Origin of the sequence: Actinosynnema sp. NPDC050801 (assembly GCF_040673975.1) — a bacterium.
In the GTDB taxonomy this organism is placed as follows: Bacteria; Actinomycetota; Actinomycetes; order Mycobacteriales; family Pseudonocardiaceae; genus Actinosynnema.
Genome location: NZ_JBFAQZ010000003.1, coordinates 200,395 through 214,610, shown reverse-complemented (window position 1 = coordinate 214,610; position 14,216 = coordinate 200,395). Strand labels below are relative to the sequence as shown.

Genomic DNA, 14,216 nt, shown 5'->3' with positions numbered 1-14,216 from the left:
GAGGGTCAGGCAGTGGGGCGCTTGCGCAGGACGATCAGCGTGACCGCGAACGCGGCGGCGAGCAGGCTCGCGGCGACGGTGAAGGCGACCTGGTACCCGGCGGTGAGCGCGGCGGGCTCGGCAACCCCCGCTGCCAGCTCCCCCTCGGTCCGCGCGGCCGCCAAAGTGGACAGTACGGCCACGCCCACGGCCATGCCGACCTGCTGGGTCGTGTTGAACAGCCCCGACACCAGGCCCGCGTCGTCCGGCTTCGCGTCGGACATGCCCAGCGAGGCGAGGGCGGGCAGCACCAGCCCGCCGCCGGCGATCAGCAGCATCACCGGCAGCAGGTCGGTGACGTAGTCGGCGTCCACCGGGACCGTGGCCAGCTTCACCATCGCGCCCGCCAGCAGCACCAACCCGACCAGCAGCACCGCGCGCTCACCGAACCGGGTGTTCAGCCGCGCCGAGACGAACAGCGACACGCCGCCGATGGCGACCGCGGCCGGGAGCATCGCCAGCCCGGTCGCGAGCGCGCCGTAGGCCAGCACCTTCTGCATGAAGAGCGCGACGATGACCTGGAACGCGAACATCGCCGACAACGTGAGGACCTGCACCAGGTTCGCGCCGGTGACGTTGCGGGAGCGCAGGATCCGCAGCGGCATCAGCGGTGTCCGCGCCTTCGCCTGCCGAACGGTGAACGCGGCCAGCAACGCGGCCGACAGCGCGCCGAGGCCGAGCGTGTGCGCCGCCGTCCAGCCGTACTGCTCGACCTTGACCACGGTGTAGATGCCGAGCATCAGACCGCTGGTCACGAGCGCCGCGCCGAGGACGTCGGCGCCCGCCGACAGGCCGGCACCCCGGTCGGTCGGCAGCACCCGGATCGCCAGCAGCACGGTGGCCACGCCGATCGGCAGGTTGATGAAGAAGATCCAGTGCCAGCTCAGCGCGTCGGTGAGCACGCCGCCCAGGACCTGGCCGATCGACGCGCCTGCCGCGCCGGTGAAGCTGAAGACGCCGATCGCCTTGGCGCGTTCGCCCGGCTCGGTGAACAGCGTCACCAGGATGCCGAGCACGACCGCCGACGCCATCGCGCTACCCGCGCCCTGGAGGAACCGGGCGGCGATCAGCAGACCGGGCGTGGTGGCCACGCCCGCCAGCAGCGACGCGGCGGTGAACACGGCGTTCCCGGCCAGGAACATCGTCTTGCGGCCGATCAGGTCACCGAGCCGCCCGGCCAGCAGCAGCAGTCCGCCGAACGCGATCAGGTAGGCGTTGACCGTCCAGCTCAGGCCGGCGTCGGAAAAGCCGAGGTCACGCTGGATGGAGGGCATGGCGACGGTCACGATGCTGCCGTCGAGGATGGTCATGAGCATCGCGGCGGACAGCACGACCAGCGCGGACCAGCGGTTCGCGCGGGGCGTTTCGAGCGGTGTGTCGAGCGAGGACGACATCGGTCTCTCCTGTTCGGGTGGTGACAGGAGGAACCGTAGCGGATAGTTCCGTTGCAGACAATCTCTTGCGGACTTACCTCGTGCTCTCGCGGGCCCGGCGAGCCGTCTGAGGTGCGGTGATCGGGGTGGCCAGATGGTCGCTGACCAGCAGGTTCAGTGCGTGCAGGAGTGCTTCTCGATCTTTCTGGGGCAGCGAGTCCAGGGCGGCCCGGTGCACGCCGTCGACGATCGCCTGGCTCTGCCGGGCCAGCTCGGCACCCTTCTCGGTGACCGCGATGATCCGGGCCCGCCGGTCCGTGCTGGACGGCCGGCGCTCGGCGAGGCCGGCCTTCTCCAGCGCGTCGACGGTGACGACCATCGTGGTCTTGTCCATGTCGCCGAGTTCGGCCAACTGGATCTGCGTGCGCTCCTCCTGGAGGGCGTGCACGAGCACGCAGTGCATGCGCGCGGTCAGGCCGATCTCGGCCAGTGCCGCGGCCATCCGGGTGCGCAGCACGTGGCCGGTGTGGTCCAGGAGGAACGACAGGTCGGACTCGGTGCGGGCTGGGGCCATGGCGGACATGGCCCCAGTCTAGCTACCGGGACAACACTGGATTATCCGCAAGAGATCTAGTTGACGGGCGGGTGGGCGTTGCGCAGCAGTTCCTGGAACTGCGCCGAGTGCCAGTGGCCGGCCGGCGGCGCGTTGCGCCACGCGCCGGTCGGGTCCGGGCTGGAATCCGGCCGACCCTGGTAGTCCGGGTCGCACATCCGGTTGTGGTTCTCGTCGCCGATCGGCAGCGGGAGGCTCGCGCCGTCCGACTCGCCGGGCGGCTTCATCCACACGTACGCGTCGACGTTGGGCCGCGGTGCGGCGACCGGCCGTTCGCCCAGGCCGGTGCCGGTCTGGTTGCACCAGTTGCCGATCCGCAGCCTGCGGTCGATCCGGCTGGTCTCGACGTAGGTCTCCACGGTCGTCTCCGGGCCCGGCTTGGTCGGCCGGTTCGGTCCGCCCCACCCGTTGCGCGAGGTGTCGACCAGCACGCCGACGCGCGGGTCGAAGCCCGCCGCGACCGCCTCGGCTCGGATGAAGTCCACAAAGGACAGCTCGTCGACGAACGGGTTCCAGTCCACCCACCTGGTCTGCTGGATGTGCTGCCCGTTGACGACCGTCTTGACGATGAACTCCTCGCGCAGCGCCGAGTAGTTGGCGGTGTTGGCGATGAAGCCGTGCACGGTGCCGAGCCCGCTGCCGCCCGAGCTCGCCGCCTTCACCAGCAGCGCCAGCGTCGGCTTGCGGTTGTCGTCCCAGCCGATGTGCCCGTGGTGGCTGATGTCGAGGTAGTTGTAGACGTTGCGGATCGCGCCGAGCTTCGCCAGCGCGTACCCGATGGCCTCGGTGTAGGCGCCGGAGGCCCTGACCTGCTCACAGCTCAGGGTGGCGTCGGACCGGGGCTGCACGTGCGTGACCAGGAACGGCAACGAGTTGGGCTCCACGACCGCGACGACCCGCAGCCGCGCGTACCTGGGCTCGGCCAGGATCCGGGCGATCGGGTCGACGAACTCCTGCTTGTAGCGCGGGAGCTCGCCGAAGGCCAGCTCGCCGTTGGTGGACAGCCAACCGCAGTCGCGGCCGGGCGCGTTCCACAGGACGAGCTGCACCAGGCCGGCGCGTTGGCGCAGGGCCTCCTCCAGGTGGGCGCGCAGGCCCATCTTCCCGGCCGAGCCCTCGATCGACGCGATGTCGTCCAGCCACACGCCGGTGGGTTGGCCGGCGACGGCCGTGCCGCCCGGTTCGGCGGCGGCGCGCGCGGACCACTCCGGGTTGACGTAGGCGCGGGCGCCGACGTACGGGTTGTCCACGCGTGGCGGTATCCAGTGCGGTGCCGCGTCGGCCGGGGTGGCGACCGCGAGCCCGGCCGCGAACACGACCGCGGTCAGCACGTGGCCGACGCGTATGAAAGACCTCATGAACTGCTACCTCCGGTGATCACAACGATGTGAGGGAGGCGGTGTGCTGCCACCGTACCGCGCGGGGCGGACACCCGGCCGTGATCACGTCCGGGGGCTTCGGATCCGCGCGAGGCCCCTGGCGAACGTCCAGGTGAACAGCGCGCCGCCGCCACCCCTTACTTTCGTCAGGGGTGGATCCGGCCTGCGGCCCGATGCCCGGGCCCGCCACCGATTCGTAGTTTCACCGCATGAGAACAACCCTGATCGGCGCGGTGATCGTCGCCGCGACCCTGCTGACCCCGGCCGCCCACGCCGAGCCGTCCCCGGCCTCCATCGACGACTACATGGCCGGCGTCATGCACGACACCGGTCTGCCGGGCGTGTCGATCGTGGTGACCCACGACGACCGCGTGGTGCACGCCGCCGGCTACGGCGAGGATTCCGAGGGCGCACCGGTCACCGCGGACACGCCGATGCGGGTCGCCTCGGTCAGCAAGTCGTTCACCGCCATGGCCGTGATGACGCTGGTGGAGGACGGGCGGATCGGGCTGGACGAGCCGGTGGTCGACCAGCTGCCCGGCTTCACCATGGCGGACCCGAGGTTCACCGGCGTGACGGTCCGGCACCTGCTGAACCAGACGTCCGGCTTCTCCGACACCACGATCGACGTCACGGCGCTGGAGTCGGTGACGTCGCTCGCGGAGTACGCCTCGGGCTTGGGCGAGGGGCGGCTGGCCGCCGACCCGGGCACGCGCTACGAGTACTGCAACGTGAACTACGACCTGGCCGCCCGGCTGGTGGAGGTGGCGAGCGGGCGGCCGTTCGGCGAGTACCTGCGGGAGCGGGTGTTCGGCCCGCTCGGCATGGGGCGCAGCGCGGTGTCGGCCGACGTGGTCCGGCCCGCCGACGGCTACAACTCGCTGTTCGGCGCCTGGGTGAGCCGTGCCGAGCTGCCCGGGTTCCTCGACTCCAGCGGTGGCGGCGGGGTCATCACCACGGCCGCGGACATGGGCCGGTGGTTGATCAGCCAGACCGGGAACGGCGTGGCGTTGGTGTCGCCGGAAGGCCTGCGCACGATGCACACTTCGTCCACTGTGGAGGAGTACGGCATGGGTTGGATCCCGCAGGACGGCACGCTGGTGCACCCCGGGAACCTGTTCACCTACTCGGCCGTGCAGGCGGTCGTGCCCGGCACCGGGTACGGGTTCGCCGTGCTGACCAACAGCGCGGCGCTGCACGACGACACCTACGACATCCTCATGGGCTTGATCGCGTTGAGCGAGGGGCGGCAGCCGGAGGCCGTCGGTGGTGCGCGGCAGCTGTGGGAGCTGGTGCTCGGCCTGGTCGCGCTGCTCGCCGTGGGGCTCGGTGTGCTGGGCGTGCGGCGGTCGGACCGGTGGGCACGGCGTCGGGCGGGCGCGCCGCGGTGGCGGGTGTGGCTGCGGTTCGTGCCGTTGCTCCTGCCTGCGGCGGTGTTCGCGGCCTACCCGGACCTGGTGTCGTTCCTGGTGAACGGCCGAGCCGTCACGTGGGCGCAGCTGACCTACTTCGCCGCGCCGCTGTCGATCACCTTGCTGGTGGTGGCGCTCGCGGGCGTGGTGACCGCGATCGCGCGCCTGCTGCGATTGCGTTCGACGGTCCACTGAGGAGCGACGTAGGGTGCGGGTCATGCGGAACGGGGCGGTGCTCGCGGTCGTCGCGGTCGCGGGGCTGGTCAACGGCCTGAGCACGGACGCGATGCCGGCGTGGCGGCAACTGGCGTACGTGGTGCTGGGAGTCCTGGCCTACCTGCTCGGCCGGCACCTCCCGGTGCGTCGCGGCGGGCTGGTGGTGGGCGTGGTGGCGGCGGCCGGGCTGGTCATCACCGCGGTGCGGGTCTGGGAGGGCGTCGGCGCGTTGGCGAGCCTCGGGTTGTCCGTGCTGCTGCCCTGGCTCGCCGGTCGGTTCCGGCGGCAGCAGGCCGAGCTGGTCGAGGCCGGACGGGAGCGGATCGTGCAGTTGGAGCGGTCGCAGGAGTTGGTCGCCGAACGGGCCCGACTGCTGGAGCGCGCCCGGATCGCGGCCGACATGCACGACTCGCTCGGCCACGAGCTGGCGCTGATCGCGCTGCGCGCCGGCGCGTTGGAGCTGACCGCCGACACCGACTCGACCCGCGAGGCCGCGGCCGGGTTGCGCGCGTCGGCGGTGACCGCCACCGACCGGTTGCGGCACACCGTCGGCGTGCTGCGCCAAGGCGTCGGAGCGCCGGTCGAACCGCCGGACGAGAGCGTGGAGGTGTTGGTGGAACGGGCCGCACGAGCCGGGTTGCCCGTGGTCCTCACCGAGGTGGGCGACACGACACCGCTGTCACCGTTGGTGGACCGCGCGGTGCACCGGGTGGTGCAGGAGTCGCTGACCAACGCCGCCCGCCACGCGCCTGGCGCGCCGGTGACCGTCGAGGTGCGGCGATCGGCCGACGAGGTGCTGGTCACCGTGGCGAACCCGGCCGACCCGGTGCCGCCGGGCGACGGCAGCGGGCTGGCGGGGTTGGCCGAGCGGGTCCGGTTGCTCGGTGGCACCCTGCGGTCGGGTCCGGCGGACGGGCGGTTCACCGTGGCGGCACGGCTGCCCGTGCGATCCGGCGGGGAGGGACCGGCGTGATCCGCGTGCTGCTCGCCGACGACGAGGCGATGGTCCGCGCCGGGGTGAAGGCGATCCTCACCACCGACCCGGGCATCGAGGTGGTCGCCGAGGCCGCGGACGGGCACGAGGCGGTCGCGCTGGCGCTTGAGCACCGGCCGGACGTCGTGCTGCTCGACATCCGGATGCCTCGCCTGGACGGCCTGGCCGCCGCCGTCGAGCTGCGCCGGTCCGCGCCCGAGGTCGCGGTGCTGGTGCTCACGACGTTCGACGAGGACGAGTATGTGGCGCGGGCGCTGGGCGAGGGTGCCGACGGCTTCCTGCTCAAGGCCGCCGACCCGAGGGAACTCCTGATCGGCGTGCGCGCCGTCGCCGGGGGTGCGGCCTACCTGTCGCCGAAGATCGCCCACCGCGTCGTGGCCGACCTGCGCGGCGGGCGCCTCACCAGGCTCGACGACGCGCGCCGGCGGGTCGCCGCGCTGACCGCCCGTGAGCGCGACGTGCTGGCGCTGGTGGGGGAGGGCCTGTCGAACCAGGACATCGCCCGGCGCCTGGGCCTCGTGGAGGGCACGGTGAAGGCGCACGTCAGCGCGATCCTGCACCGGCTTGAGGTGGCCAACCGCGTCCAGGCCGCGATCCTGGCCTACGAGGCCGGGCTGACCACGAGGTAGGTGGCGCACCCGTGCCTAGGACTCGGTACCTGCCGTGGTCAGGTAGCCGTGCAGGGCGTTGGCGGCTTCGAGCATCGCCATCGCCCGACGACCGAGTTCCGCGTCCCGTGCGGTGATGGCCGCGCGCAACGCGTCCGCGCCACCCGAGCTGCGGAACTCGTCCATGATCGGCTTGATCGTGGGCAGCGGGTAGCGGCTCTGCCGCAGGGTGGCCACCAACCGGGCGTCGCGGACGTCGGTCGCGCCGAAGCGGCGGTGCCCGTCGGTGTCGCGCTTGGGCAGCAGCAGACCGGCCGCCTCCCACACCCGCAGCGCGGACGGCCGCACGCCCAGCCGCGCCGCCAGCTCACCGACCCGCAACCCCGTGCGCGGCACCGCGTCCGGCGGGTGCACGGCCACCGCCTCCAGCGCCTCGGCCGTCGCCCGCAACGCCAACCGCTGCCCGTGCGCCGCCGCGTGCTCGGCGTCCACCCGCGCCAACGCCAGGTCCGGCGAACCGTCGTGGATCGAGCGCATGATGGCCTTGGCGGCCTCCCACCCGTACCCCCGCCCCAACGCCCGGTACGTCGTCAACGCCTGCCGGTGCCGCTCGTCGAACCTCCGGTACCCCGCCGGTGAGCGTTCGGCGGGCGGCAGCACCCCGGCGTCGAGGTAGTTGCGCACCTGCTGGGCCGAGATGCCCGCCGCGCGGGCGAGGTCCACTGGGCGAAGCGACACCGTCACATCCTCCTACCGGGTTCAACGGCGATTTTAAGGTTACCTGTCTCCCCGACCGCATGAACTCACCCACAACCGCCAAAAGTCTCAATATGGAGGTTCAACGATACGGTTGAAGGCATGAGAACCGGCGACAACCAGCGGGAACCGTCGGTCGTGCACACGCGCGGCCTGCGCATGCGGTACGGCTCCACCGACGTGCTGAAGGGGGTGGACCTGACCGTCGGACCGGGTGAGGTGGTGGCGCTGCTCGGCCCCAACGGCGCGGGCAAGACCACCACCGTCGAGATCCTGGAGGGCTTCCGCAAGCGGTCCGACGGCGACGTCCGGGTGCTGGGCGTCGACCCGGACGACGCCGACGAGGCGTGGCGGGCGAGGTTGGGCGTGGTGCTGCAATCGTGGCGCGACCACGGCCGCTGGCGGGTGCGCGAGCTGCTGTCGTACCTGAGCCTGTTCTACCTGCCCTACCGCGAGCAGGTGTTCGACCCCGACGAGCTGATCGGCCTCGTCGGCCTGACCGACCACGCCGACCGGAGGATCGGCACCCTGTCCGGTGGTCAGCGACGCCGGCTGGACGTCGCGGTCGGCCTGGTCGGACGGCCGGACCTGCTGTTCCTGGACGAACCGACGGTCGGCTTCGACCCCGAGGCGCGGCGCGAGTTCCACGAGCTGGTGCGCCGGCTGTCCGGCACCTCGATCCTGCTCACCACCCACGACCTCACCGAGGCCGAGAAACTGGCCGACCGCATCGTGATCCTCGTGTCCGGCCGGGTGGTGGCCGACGGCACGGCCGCGGAACTGGCCGCCCGGATCGCGGGCGAGGCCGAGGTCAGGTACCGGCTGGACGGCGCGGAGCACGTGCGGTCCGTGGCCGACTCCACAGGTTACGTGCGGGAGCTGTTCGCCGAGCACGGCAAGGCGGTGCAGGACCTGGAGGTCCGCAGGGTCGGCCTGGAGGACGTGTACCTGGCGCTGGTGCGCGAGTCCGAGGCGGTGGCCGCGTGAACGCCAAGGCGATGGCCGTGCGCGCCGGCGTGCGGCGCGCACGGATCGAGTTCGGCCAGACCATGACCAACCCGGGCGAGCTGATCGGCTGGCTGTGGCTGCCGGTGGTCGCGCTCGTGGTGATGTACGCGTTCGGCGACGGCGCGGCCCCCGGCCTCGACTTCCCGCTCGGCGCGCAGGCGGTGCCCGGCATCCTCGCGATGAACGTCGTCTTCACCGGCCTCATGGGGTTGGCGCTGGCGCTGACCATGGACCGTGAGGACGGCACGCTGCTGCGGGCCAAGGCGACGCCGAACGGTGTGCTCGCCTACGTCGTGGGCAGGGTGCTGGGCAAGGCGGCTATGACGATCGCCGTGCTCGCGGTGGTCCTGGTGCCCGCGCTGCTGCTGTTCGACGGTCTGGCGGCCGGTCGGGTGTCGACGTGGCTGACGGTGACGTGGGTGCTGGTGCTCGGCCTGCTCGCGACCCTGCCGATCGGGGCGATCATCGGCGCGGTGTTCGGCAACGCCCAGAACCTCGGTTTCGTCACCTTGCTGCTCATGGGCCTGGTGGTGGTGTCGGGCGTGTTCTACCCGATCACCGCCATGCCGGGGTGGTTGCAGTGGGTCGGCCAGGCGTTCCCGCTGTACTGGCTGGGACTGGGCCTGCGGTCGGCACTGCTGCCGGACGCCGTGGCCGTGGCCGAGATCGGCGGCTCGTGGCGCCACCTGGAGACCGTGGTCGCGCTCGGTGCGTGGGCCGTGGTGGGCTTCGCCGTGGCACCGCTCGTCCTGCGCCGCATGGCCCGGCGCGAGTCGGGCTCCTCGGTCGCGGCCCGCCGTGAACAGGTCGCCCAGCGGTTCGACTGACCGACCCGACCGCGACCGGCAACCCCCACGCCCACCCAAATCAGCCGAACAACGTCGGTAGCTCGCCGCGCTGCAACGCCGTGAGCACCCGACCGACCCCGGCCTCCGGCGCGTTCGGCGCGAGCACCCGCACCACACCGGTCTGGTCACCGGGCTGCTCGGCCGTCGCACCGGGAAGCACCTCCGACCAGGGCGCCGCCTCCAACTTGGTCCGCACGAGGTCCTTGAGCGCGTTGGGGTTCTCGTCGGGCACGCACACGACCTCGGTGCTCTCACCCGCCGGGGTCGTGCGCACGCCCGCGGCCACCGGCAACCCGCTCTTGGGCTTGCTGATCACCGCCGCCGACACCTCGCCGAGGCAGCGGGCCAGTTCACCGATCATCGGATCCGCGGCCAGCGACCTCTCACCCGGCGACTCGGTCACCCACTTCAACGCCTCACCGCTGGGGGAGTGGGCGACCGAGCCCGGCTCCACCCGAACCTGCTGGAACCCGGTCACGATCCCCGCTTCCGCCAACGGACCGTCCGCGTCGACCTCGTTGTCCTCACCGGTGATCCAGGCCCCCGAGCCGGCCCGACGACCACCGAGCCCGGCGAGCTTCGCCTCCACCGCCGCCACGTCGACGTCCATGCGCAACACAGCGGCCCACATGGGCGCCTGCCCCACCCGCAGCGCCGTCGCAGCCCGTGCCGGGTCGAACCCGACCAGCTCAGGCAACACCTGACCACGCCCGGCAACGTCGGAATACCCGTAGCCGCTCAAGCCCTTGAAGCGCTCCGCGTCCTTGCCCAGCAACGCCCGCACCGCCGCGACATCCCCGTACTCGACCAGCACGGACGACTCGGCAGTGGACCGCGCACCCGCCAGCGCCCCGAGCAACCCGGTCTCCGGCACCGTCCGCGGCACCTCCGCCTCAGCCGCACACCCGACCAACAACACCGCGACCAACGCCACGCTTGAACGTGTGTTCACCAATCGGATGGTAGGGCGACACGTCGTCCAGCACGCCTGCTTTTCCCAAGGCGGTGCCCAACCCCGTGAACAAATGGCCAACAACCCACCTCAACGACCCACCACCCTCACTCACTCCCAACGACCCCGCCGCCAACCCACCGAGGCTCCCCAACCCAGCCCCATCGGACCCGCAGCGCACCCACCGAGGCCCGATTTGACATGGGTTCGGGTGCCATAGGCTGGACGAAGCCGGGCAGGCTTGGCGGGCGCTTTATCCGCCAGGCCTGCCCGGCTTTGGCCTGCCTGGGGTGCCCGTAAGGGCCCCATGTCAAATCGAGCCGGACCCGAGCGCCGAACCCACACCACCCGACCCGACCCGACCCACACCACCCAAACCGGACCCAACCCGACCCGGACCCAACCAACCTCAACCCCCTGGGATCTCCACCGCTATCTCGTCCCCCAACCGCGCCCCACCCAACAGATCCAACTCATCCCCACTCCAGAACCGCCCCGGGTCGTACCAGTTCGCCCGACGACCGCCAGGCAACAACCCCATCGCCTCGTACGTCACCGCCACCACCTCCGCGCAGTACGCCGTCTCCAGCGTCGCCTCGGAGGTCTTGCGCAAGTTCGGCAGTCGACCGCGCAACCACCTCGTGGCCAACCTCGCCGTCGAGGGGAACGGGGTGCCGTTCAGCTGCGCCACCGTCTTGAGCACCGCGTCGTCCTCTTCCTGAGTGGTCGGCCGGTCGAGCTGCCGCAGCCACGCCCGCTGCCCGTACTTGCGCGCCCACACCAGCACGGCCTCGCGCAGGTCGTGCAGCTGCACGCCGCGGTGGTGCGTGCCGGTCCACACGTCCGGCAAGGAGCGCCCCAGCTCGGCGTGCCACATCAACGGCGGCAGGTCTTCGACCGCCACGGTCATCCCCACGTGGTTGACCGGGCTGTTCGTGGTCACGCGGATCGCCCGGTCGGCGACCGAGCTGCCGCGGAACAACCAGACATCACCGGTTCGAGTGAGCTCGACCGCTTCGTCCAGACCGATCTTCGTTCCAGCCATCCCGGTAGCCTAGGCAGATGCGTTGGTGGAAGCTGCTCGGCCTGGCCGGTGTCGCGGGTGTCGCTGCGACCGGGGTGGTGATCGCACGCGCGGAACGCAAGCGCCGCGCCTACTCTCCCGACGAGATCCGCGACCGCCTGCACGCCCGGGTCGCCGCAGCCGACCCGGCTCCGCCTCCCCAGAACAAGTAACCACGCCCCGGACCAGGCACCCGGACCAGGCAACCCGGACCAGGCGCCCCAGACCAGACGCGCCCGGAACCAGACGCGCCCGGAACCAGCGCCCCGAAGCGGCCGACGAACGGCGGGTTGACCGGAACCGGTCACCGGGTCTGGGCTGACCACCATGCGATCCCTGCTCGCGGCCCTGCTGTGCGTGCTCGTCATCGCACCGCCGGCCAACGCCCACACCCGCCCGGTCGAGAACCTGGACGCCGTGACCATCCCGCACCTGGTCCGCCGCATGGACGCGGGCACCCTCACCTCGGTCGACCTGACCCGCGCCTACCTGCGCCGCATCGAAACGGTGGACCGCAAGGTCCGCTCGGTGGTCGCGGTGAACCCCGAAGCGCTCGCGCAGGCCGCGCAGAGCGATCGGCGTCGTCGGGAAGGGCGGACCAAGGGGCTGCTGGACGGCATCCCGGTGCTGCTCAAGGACAACATCGACACCAGGAACATGGGCAACACCGCCGGTTCGCGCGCCCTGCGCGTGCCGCCGCGCGACGACGCCGAACTGGTGCGACGCCTGCGTGACGCGGGCGCGGTGGTGCTGGGCAAGACGAACCTGTCCGAGTGGGCGAACTTCCGGTCCACGTCCTCCACCTCCGGCTGGTCGGCGGTCGGTGGGCAGACCAACAACCCGCACGTGCTCGACCGCAACCCGTGCGGCTCGTCGTCCGGCTCGGGCGCGGCGGTGGCGGCGTCGTTGGCGCAGGTCGCCGTCGGCACGGAGACCGACGGTTCGATCGTCTGCCCGGCCGGGCAGAACGGCTTGGTCGGGCTCAAGCCGACGCTCGGCCGGGTCAGCGGCGACGGCATCGTGCCGATCTCGTCGCACCAGGACACGGCCGGACCGATGGCCCGGCACGTGGTGGACGCCGCGATCCTGATGTCCGCGTTGGAGGGCAAGGGCGTCGACTACGCCGCCGACCTCGGTTCCGCGTCGTTGCGCGGCAAGCGGGTCGGCGTCTGGCGCAAGGCGGGCCGCGACGGCGACGCGGACCGGGTCGTGCAGTCGGCGGTGGAGGTGCTCCGGCGGGCCGGCGCGACCGTGGTCGAGGTGGAGCTGCCCTACCAGGACCAGGTCGAGGCGGCCGAGTTCCCGGCGCTGATCACCGAGTTCAAGCACGACCTGGAGCGGTACCTGCGCACCCGGCCCGGCGTGCCGAAGACGCTGACCGAGCTGATCGCGTTCAACGAGGCCGACCCGGTGGAGCTGAGCAAGTTCGGCCAGGAGCTGTTCGTCGAGGCCGAGAAGGCGCCGCCGGTGACCGACCCGACCTACGTCGAGCAGCGCCGCACCGCTACCTCTCTCGCCCGTCGGTCCATCGACGAGGTCCTGGCCGCGCACCGGCTGGACGTGATCATGGCTCCGACGAACGGGCCCGCGTGGCGGACCGAGTACGGCAGCGGCGACGCTTACGAACTCGGGTCGTCCACGCCGGCCGCCGTGTCCGGCTACCCGAACGCCACCGTCCCGGCCGGGTTCGCGGGGCCGCTGCCGATCGGGGTGTCGTTCATGGCGGGCCATGGGGCGGACATGACGGTGCTGCGCTTCGCCGCCGCGTTCGAACGGACCGCCCACGCTCGGCGCGCACCTTCTTACCTACCTTCGCTGCCTTAACCCCTCCGCCGCCCGGCAGAACAGGTCGTTCACCTGGTGTTCCCATCACCCAACCCCCACCCTCACCCCTCAGCTCCGTGTAACCCAGGTGACGTCTTCGTGATGCGCCATTCGGCCCATGGTGGGATGTTGGGCCCATGCGCGTGGTGGTGTTGGGAACGGGTCTGATGGGCGCCGGTATGGCGCGGAGCCTGCTGCGGGCCAAGGCAGACGTCGTGGTGTGGAACCGCAGCCTGGCCAAGGCCCGTCCGCTGGCCGACGAGGGCGCCGTGGTCGCCGACGACCCGAAGAGCGCGGTCGTCGGCGCGGACGCCGTGATCACGATGCTGTTCGACGCCGACGCCACCGCCGGGGTGATGGCCGAGGCGCTGCCGTCGATCGAGGACGGCGCGGTGTGGGTGCAGTGCGGCACGGTCGGCTTGGCCGGCAGCGACCACCTCGCCGAACTGGCCGCGATGCACGGCGTGCCGTACGTGGACGCACCCGTTCTCGGCACCCGTGCACCGGCGGAGCAGGGCAAGCTGACCGTCCTCGCGGGCGGGCCCGTCGAGCTGCGCGCGACCGTCGCGCCGGTGTTCGACGCCATCGCGATCCGCACGGTGTGGGCGGGTGAACGCCCTGGTGACGGGCAGCGGCTCAAACTGGCCGCGAACTCGTGGGTGCTGTCGATCACCGCGGCCGCCGCGCAGGCCGTGGCGCTGACCCGAGGTCTGGGGCTGGATCCCGACGCGTTCTTCGAGGCCATCGCCGGAGGGCCGGTGGACAGCACGTATGCGCAGGTCAAGGGTCGTGCCATGATCGACGGTGAGTTCCCGCCCTCGTTCGGGGTCGACGGCGCGGTCAAGGACAGCGAGCTGATCATGGCCGCGATGGCGTCGACGGGCACCGATGACCGCTTGATGCGCGTGCTGAACGAGCACTACCGGACCGCGGCGGGTCGAGTCGGTGCGAGTGCGGACATGGCGTCGGTGATCGCGGCGTTCGGGTCTTAGTCTCCGGTAGGCTGCTTCTCGCAGGCCGTGCGGAAGAACGAGGAGGTGGTACCCGTGGACGTATCGACATGGGTGCTCCCCTCAGGGGTCACGGTCGGGCGATAGGTCGTCCGGGAGCGCCGTTCACGAGCACTCCCGA

14 protein-coding genes are annotated in these 14,216 nt (G+C 71.7%); 8 read left to right on the top strand and 6 right to left on the bottom strand.

What is annotated here, in order from left to right; translation table 11 throughout:
• Positions 1–5: 5 nt before the first annotated feature.
• The 3 genes from AB0K14_RS09025 to AB0K14_RS09015 all read right to left on the bottom strand — a co-directional run bounded on the left by AB0K14_RS09025 (position 6) and on the right by AB0K14_RS09015 (position 3,383).
• Positions 6–1,433, bottom strand: coding sequence for an MFS transporter (locus AB0K14_RS09025; protein ID WP_360451179.1), 1,428 nt, complete (start codon positions 1,431–1,433; stop codon positions 6–8).
• Between the two features lie 73 nt (positions 1,434–1,506).
• Positions 1,507–1,995, bottom strand: coding sequence for a MarR family winged helix-turn-helix transcriptional regulator (locus tag AB0K14_RS09020; RefSeq protein ID WP_360451176.1), 489 nt, complete (start codon positions 1,993–1,995; stop codon positions 1,507–1,509).
• 47 nt (positions 1,996–2,042) lie between these two features.
• Entirely contained in the window at positions 2,043–3,383 is a 1,341-nt protein-coding gene (locus AB0K14_RS09015) for a glycoside hydrolase family 6 protein (protein WP_360451173.1), read from the bottom strand.
• A gap of 230 nt (positions 3,384–3,613) precedes the next feature.
• Here AB0K14_RS09015 and AB0K14_RS09010 point away from each other — a divergent pair, with 230 nt between their 5' ends.
• The 3 genes from AB0K14_RS09010 to AB0K14_RS09000 are packed head-to-tail and all read left to right on the top strand — an operon-like array spanning position 3,614 to position 6,655.
• Complete coding sequence (locus AB0K14_RS09010) at positions 3,614–5,011, top strand: serine hydrolase domain-containing protein (protein ID WP_360451170.1); 1,398 nt, start codon at positions 3,614–3,616, stop codon at positions 5,009–5,011.
• Positions 5,012–5,033: 22 nt separating this feature from the next.
• The gene (locus tag AB0K14_RS09005; protein WP_360451167.1) at positions 5,034–6,005 is read left to right on the top strand and encodes a histidine kinase; all 972 of its coding nucleotides are present in this window, start codon (positions 5,034–5,036) and stop codon (positions 6,003–6,005) included.
• Entirely contained in the window at positions 6,002–6,655 is a 654-nt protein-coding gene (locus tag AB0K14_RS09000; protein ID WP_360451164.1) for a response regulator transcription factor, read from the top strand. Before AB0K14_RS09005 ends, AB0K14_RS09000 begins: the two co-directional genes overlap by 4 nt.
• A 15-nt stretch (positions 6,656–6,670) precedes the next feature.
• Here AB0K14_RS09000 and AB0K14_RS08995 read toward each other — a convergent pair whose 3' ends face one another.
• Positions 6,671–7,372, bottom strand: coding sequence for a MerR family transcriptional regulator (locus tag AB0K14_RS08995; protein WP_360451162.1), 702 nt, complete (start codon positions 7,370–7,372; stop codon positions 6,671–6,673).
• A 120-nt stretch (positions 7,373–7,492) separates the two neighbouring features.
• Here AB0K14_RS08995 and AB0K14_RS08990 point away from each other — a divergent pair, with 120 nt between their 5' ends.
• Both AB0K14_RS08990 and AB0K14_RS08985 read left to right on the top strand, forming a co-directional pair.
• Positions 7,493–8,377, top strand: coding sequence for an ABC transporter ATP-binding protein (locus tag AB0K14_RS08990; protein WP_360451159.1), 885 nt, complete (start codon positions 7,493–7,495; stop codon positions 8,375–8,377).
• Positions 8,374–9,225 (top strand): ABC transporter permease, encoded by an 852-nt coding sequence (locus tag AB0K14_RS08985; protein ID WP_360451157.1) that lies wholly within the window; start codon positions 8,374–8,376, stop codon positions 9,223–9,225. The genes AB0K14_RS08990 and AB0K14_RS08985 overlap by 4 nt, the downstream gene beginning before the upstream one ends.
• 40 nt (positions 9,226–9,265) lie before the next feature.
• Here the strand turns inward: AB0K14_RS08985 and AB0K14_RS08980 are convergent, their stop codons facing one another.
• Together AB0K14_RS08980 and AB0K14_RS08975 are read right to left on the bottom strand one after the other, a co-directional pair.
• Entirely contained in the window at positions 9,266–10,198 is a 933-nt protein-coding gene (locus tag AB0K14_RS08980) for a hypothetical protein (RefSeq protein ID WP_360451155.1), read from the bottom strand.
• 409 nt (positions 10,199–10,607) lie between these two features.
• A complete protein-coding gene (locus AB0K14_RS08975) occupies positions 10,608–11,243 on the bottom strand; it encodes a hypothetical protein (RefSeq protein ID WP_360451152.1) in 636 nt (211 codons plus the stop codon).
• A gap of 17 nt (positions 11,244–11,260) precedes the next feature.
• Here AB0K14_RS08975 and AB0K14_RS08970 point away from each other — a divergent pair, with 17 nt between their 5' ends.
• From AB0K14_RS08970 to AB0K14_RS08960, 3 genes are all read left to right on the top strand, one after another.
• Positions 11,261–11,434, top strand: a complete 174-nt coding sequence (locus tag AB0K14_RS08970) for a hypothetical protein (protein WP_360451149.1) — start codon at positions 11,261–11,263, stop codon at positions 11,432–11,434.
• Positions 11,435–11,588: 154 nt separating this feature from the next.
• Positions 11,589–13,085, top strand: a complete 1,497-nt coding sequence (locus AB0K14_RS08965) for an amidase (RefSeq protein ID WP_360451147.1) — start codon at positions 11,589–11,591, stop codon at positions 13,083–13,085.
• A 137-nt stretch (positions 13,086–13,222) separates the two neighbouring features.
• Positions 13,223–14,077: an NAD(P)-dependent oxidoreductase gene (locus tag AB0K14_RS08960; RefSeq protein WP_360451144.1), complete on the top strand. Its 855-nt coding sequence runs from the start codon at positions 13,223–13,225 to the stop codon at positions 14,075–14,077.
• Positions 14,078–14,216: the final 139 nt, after the last annotated feature.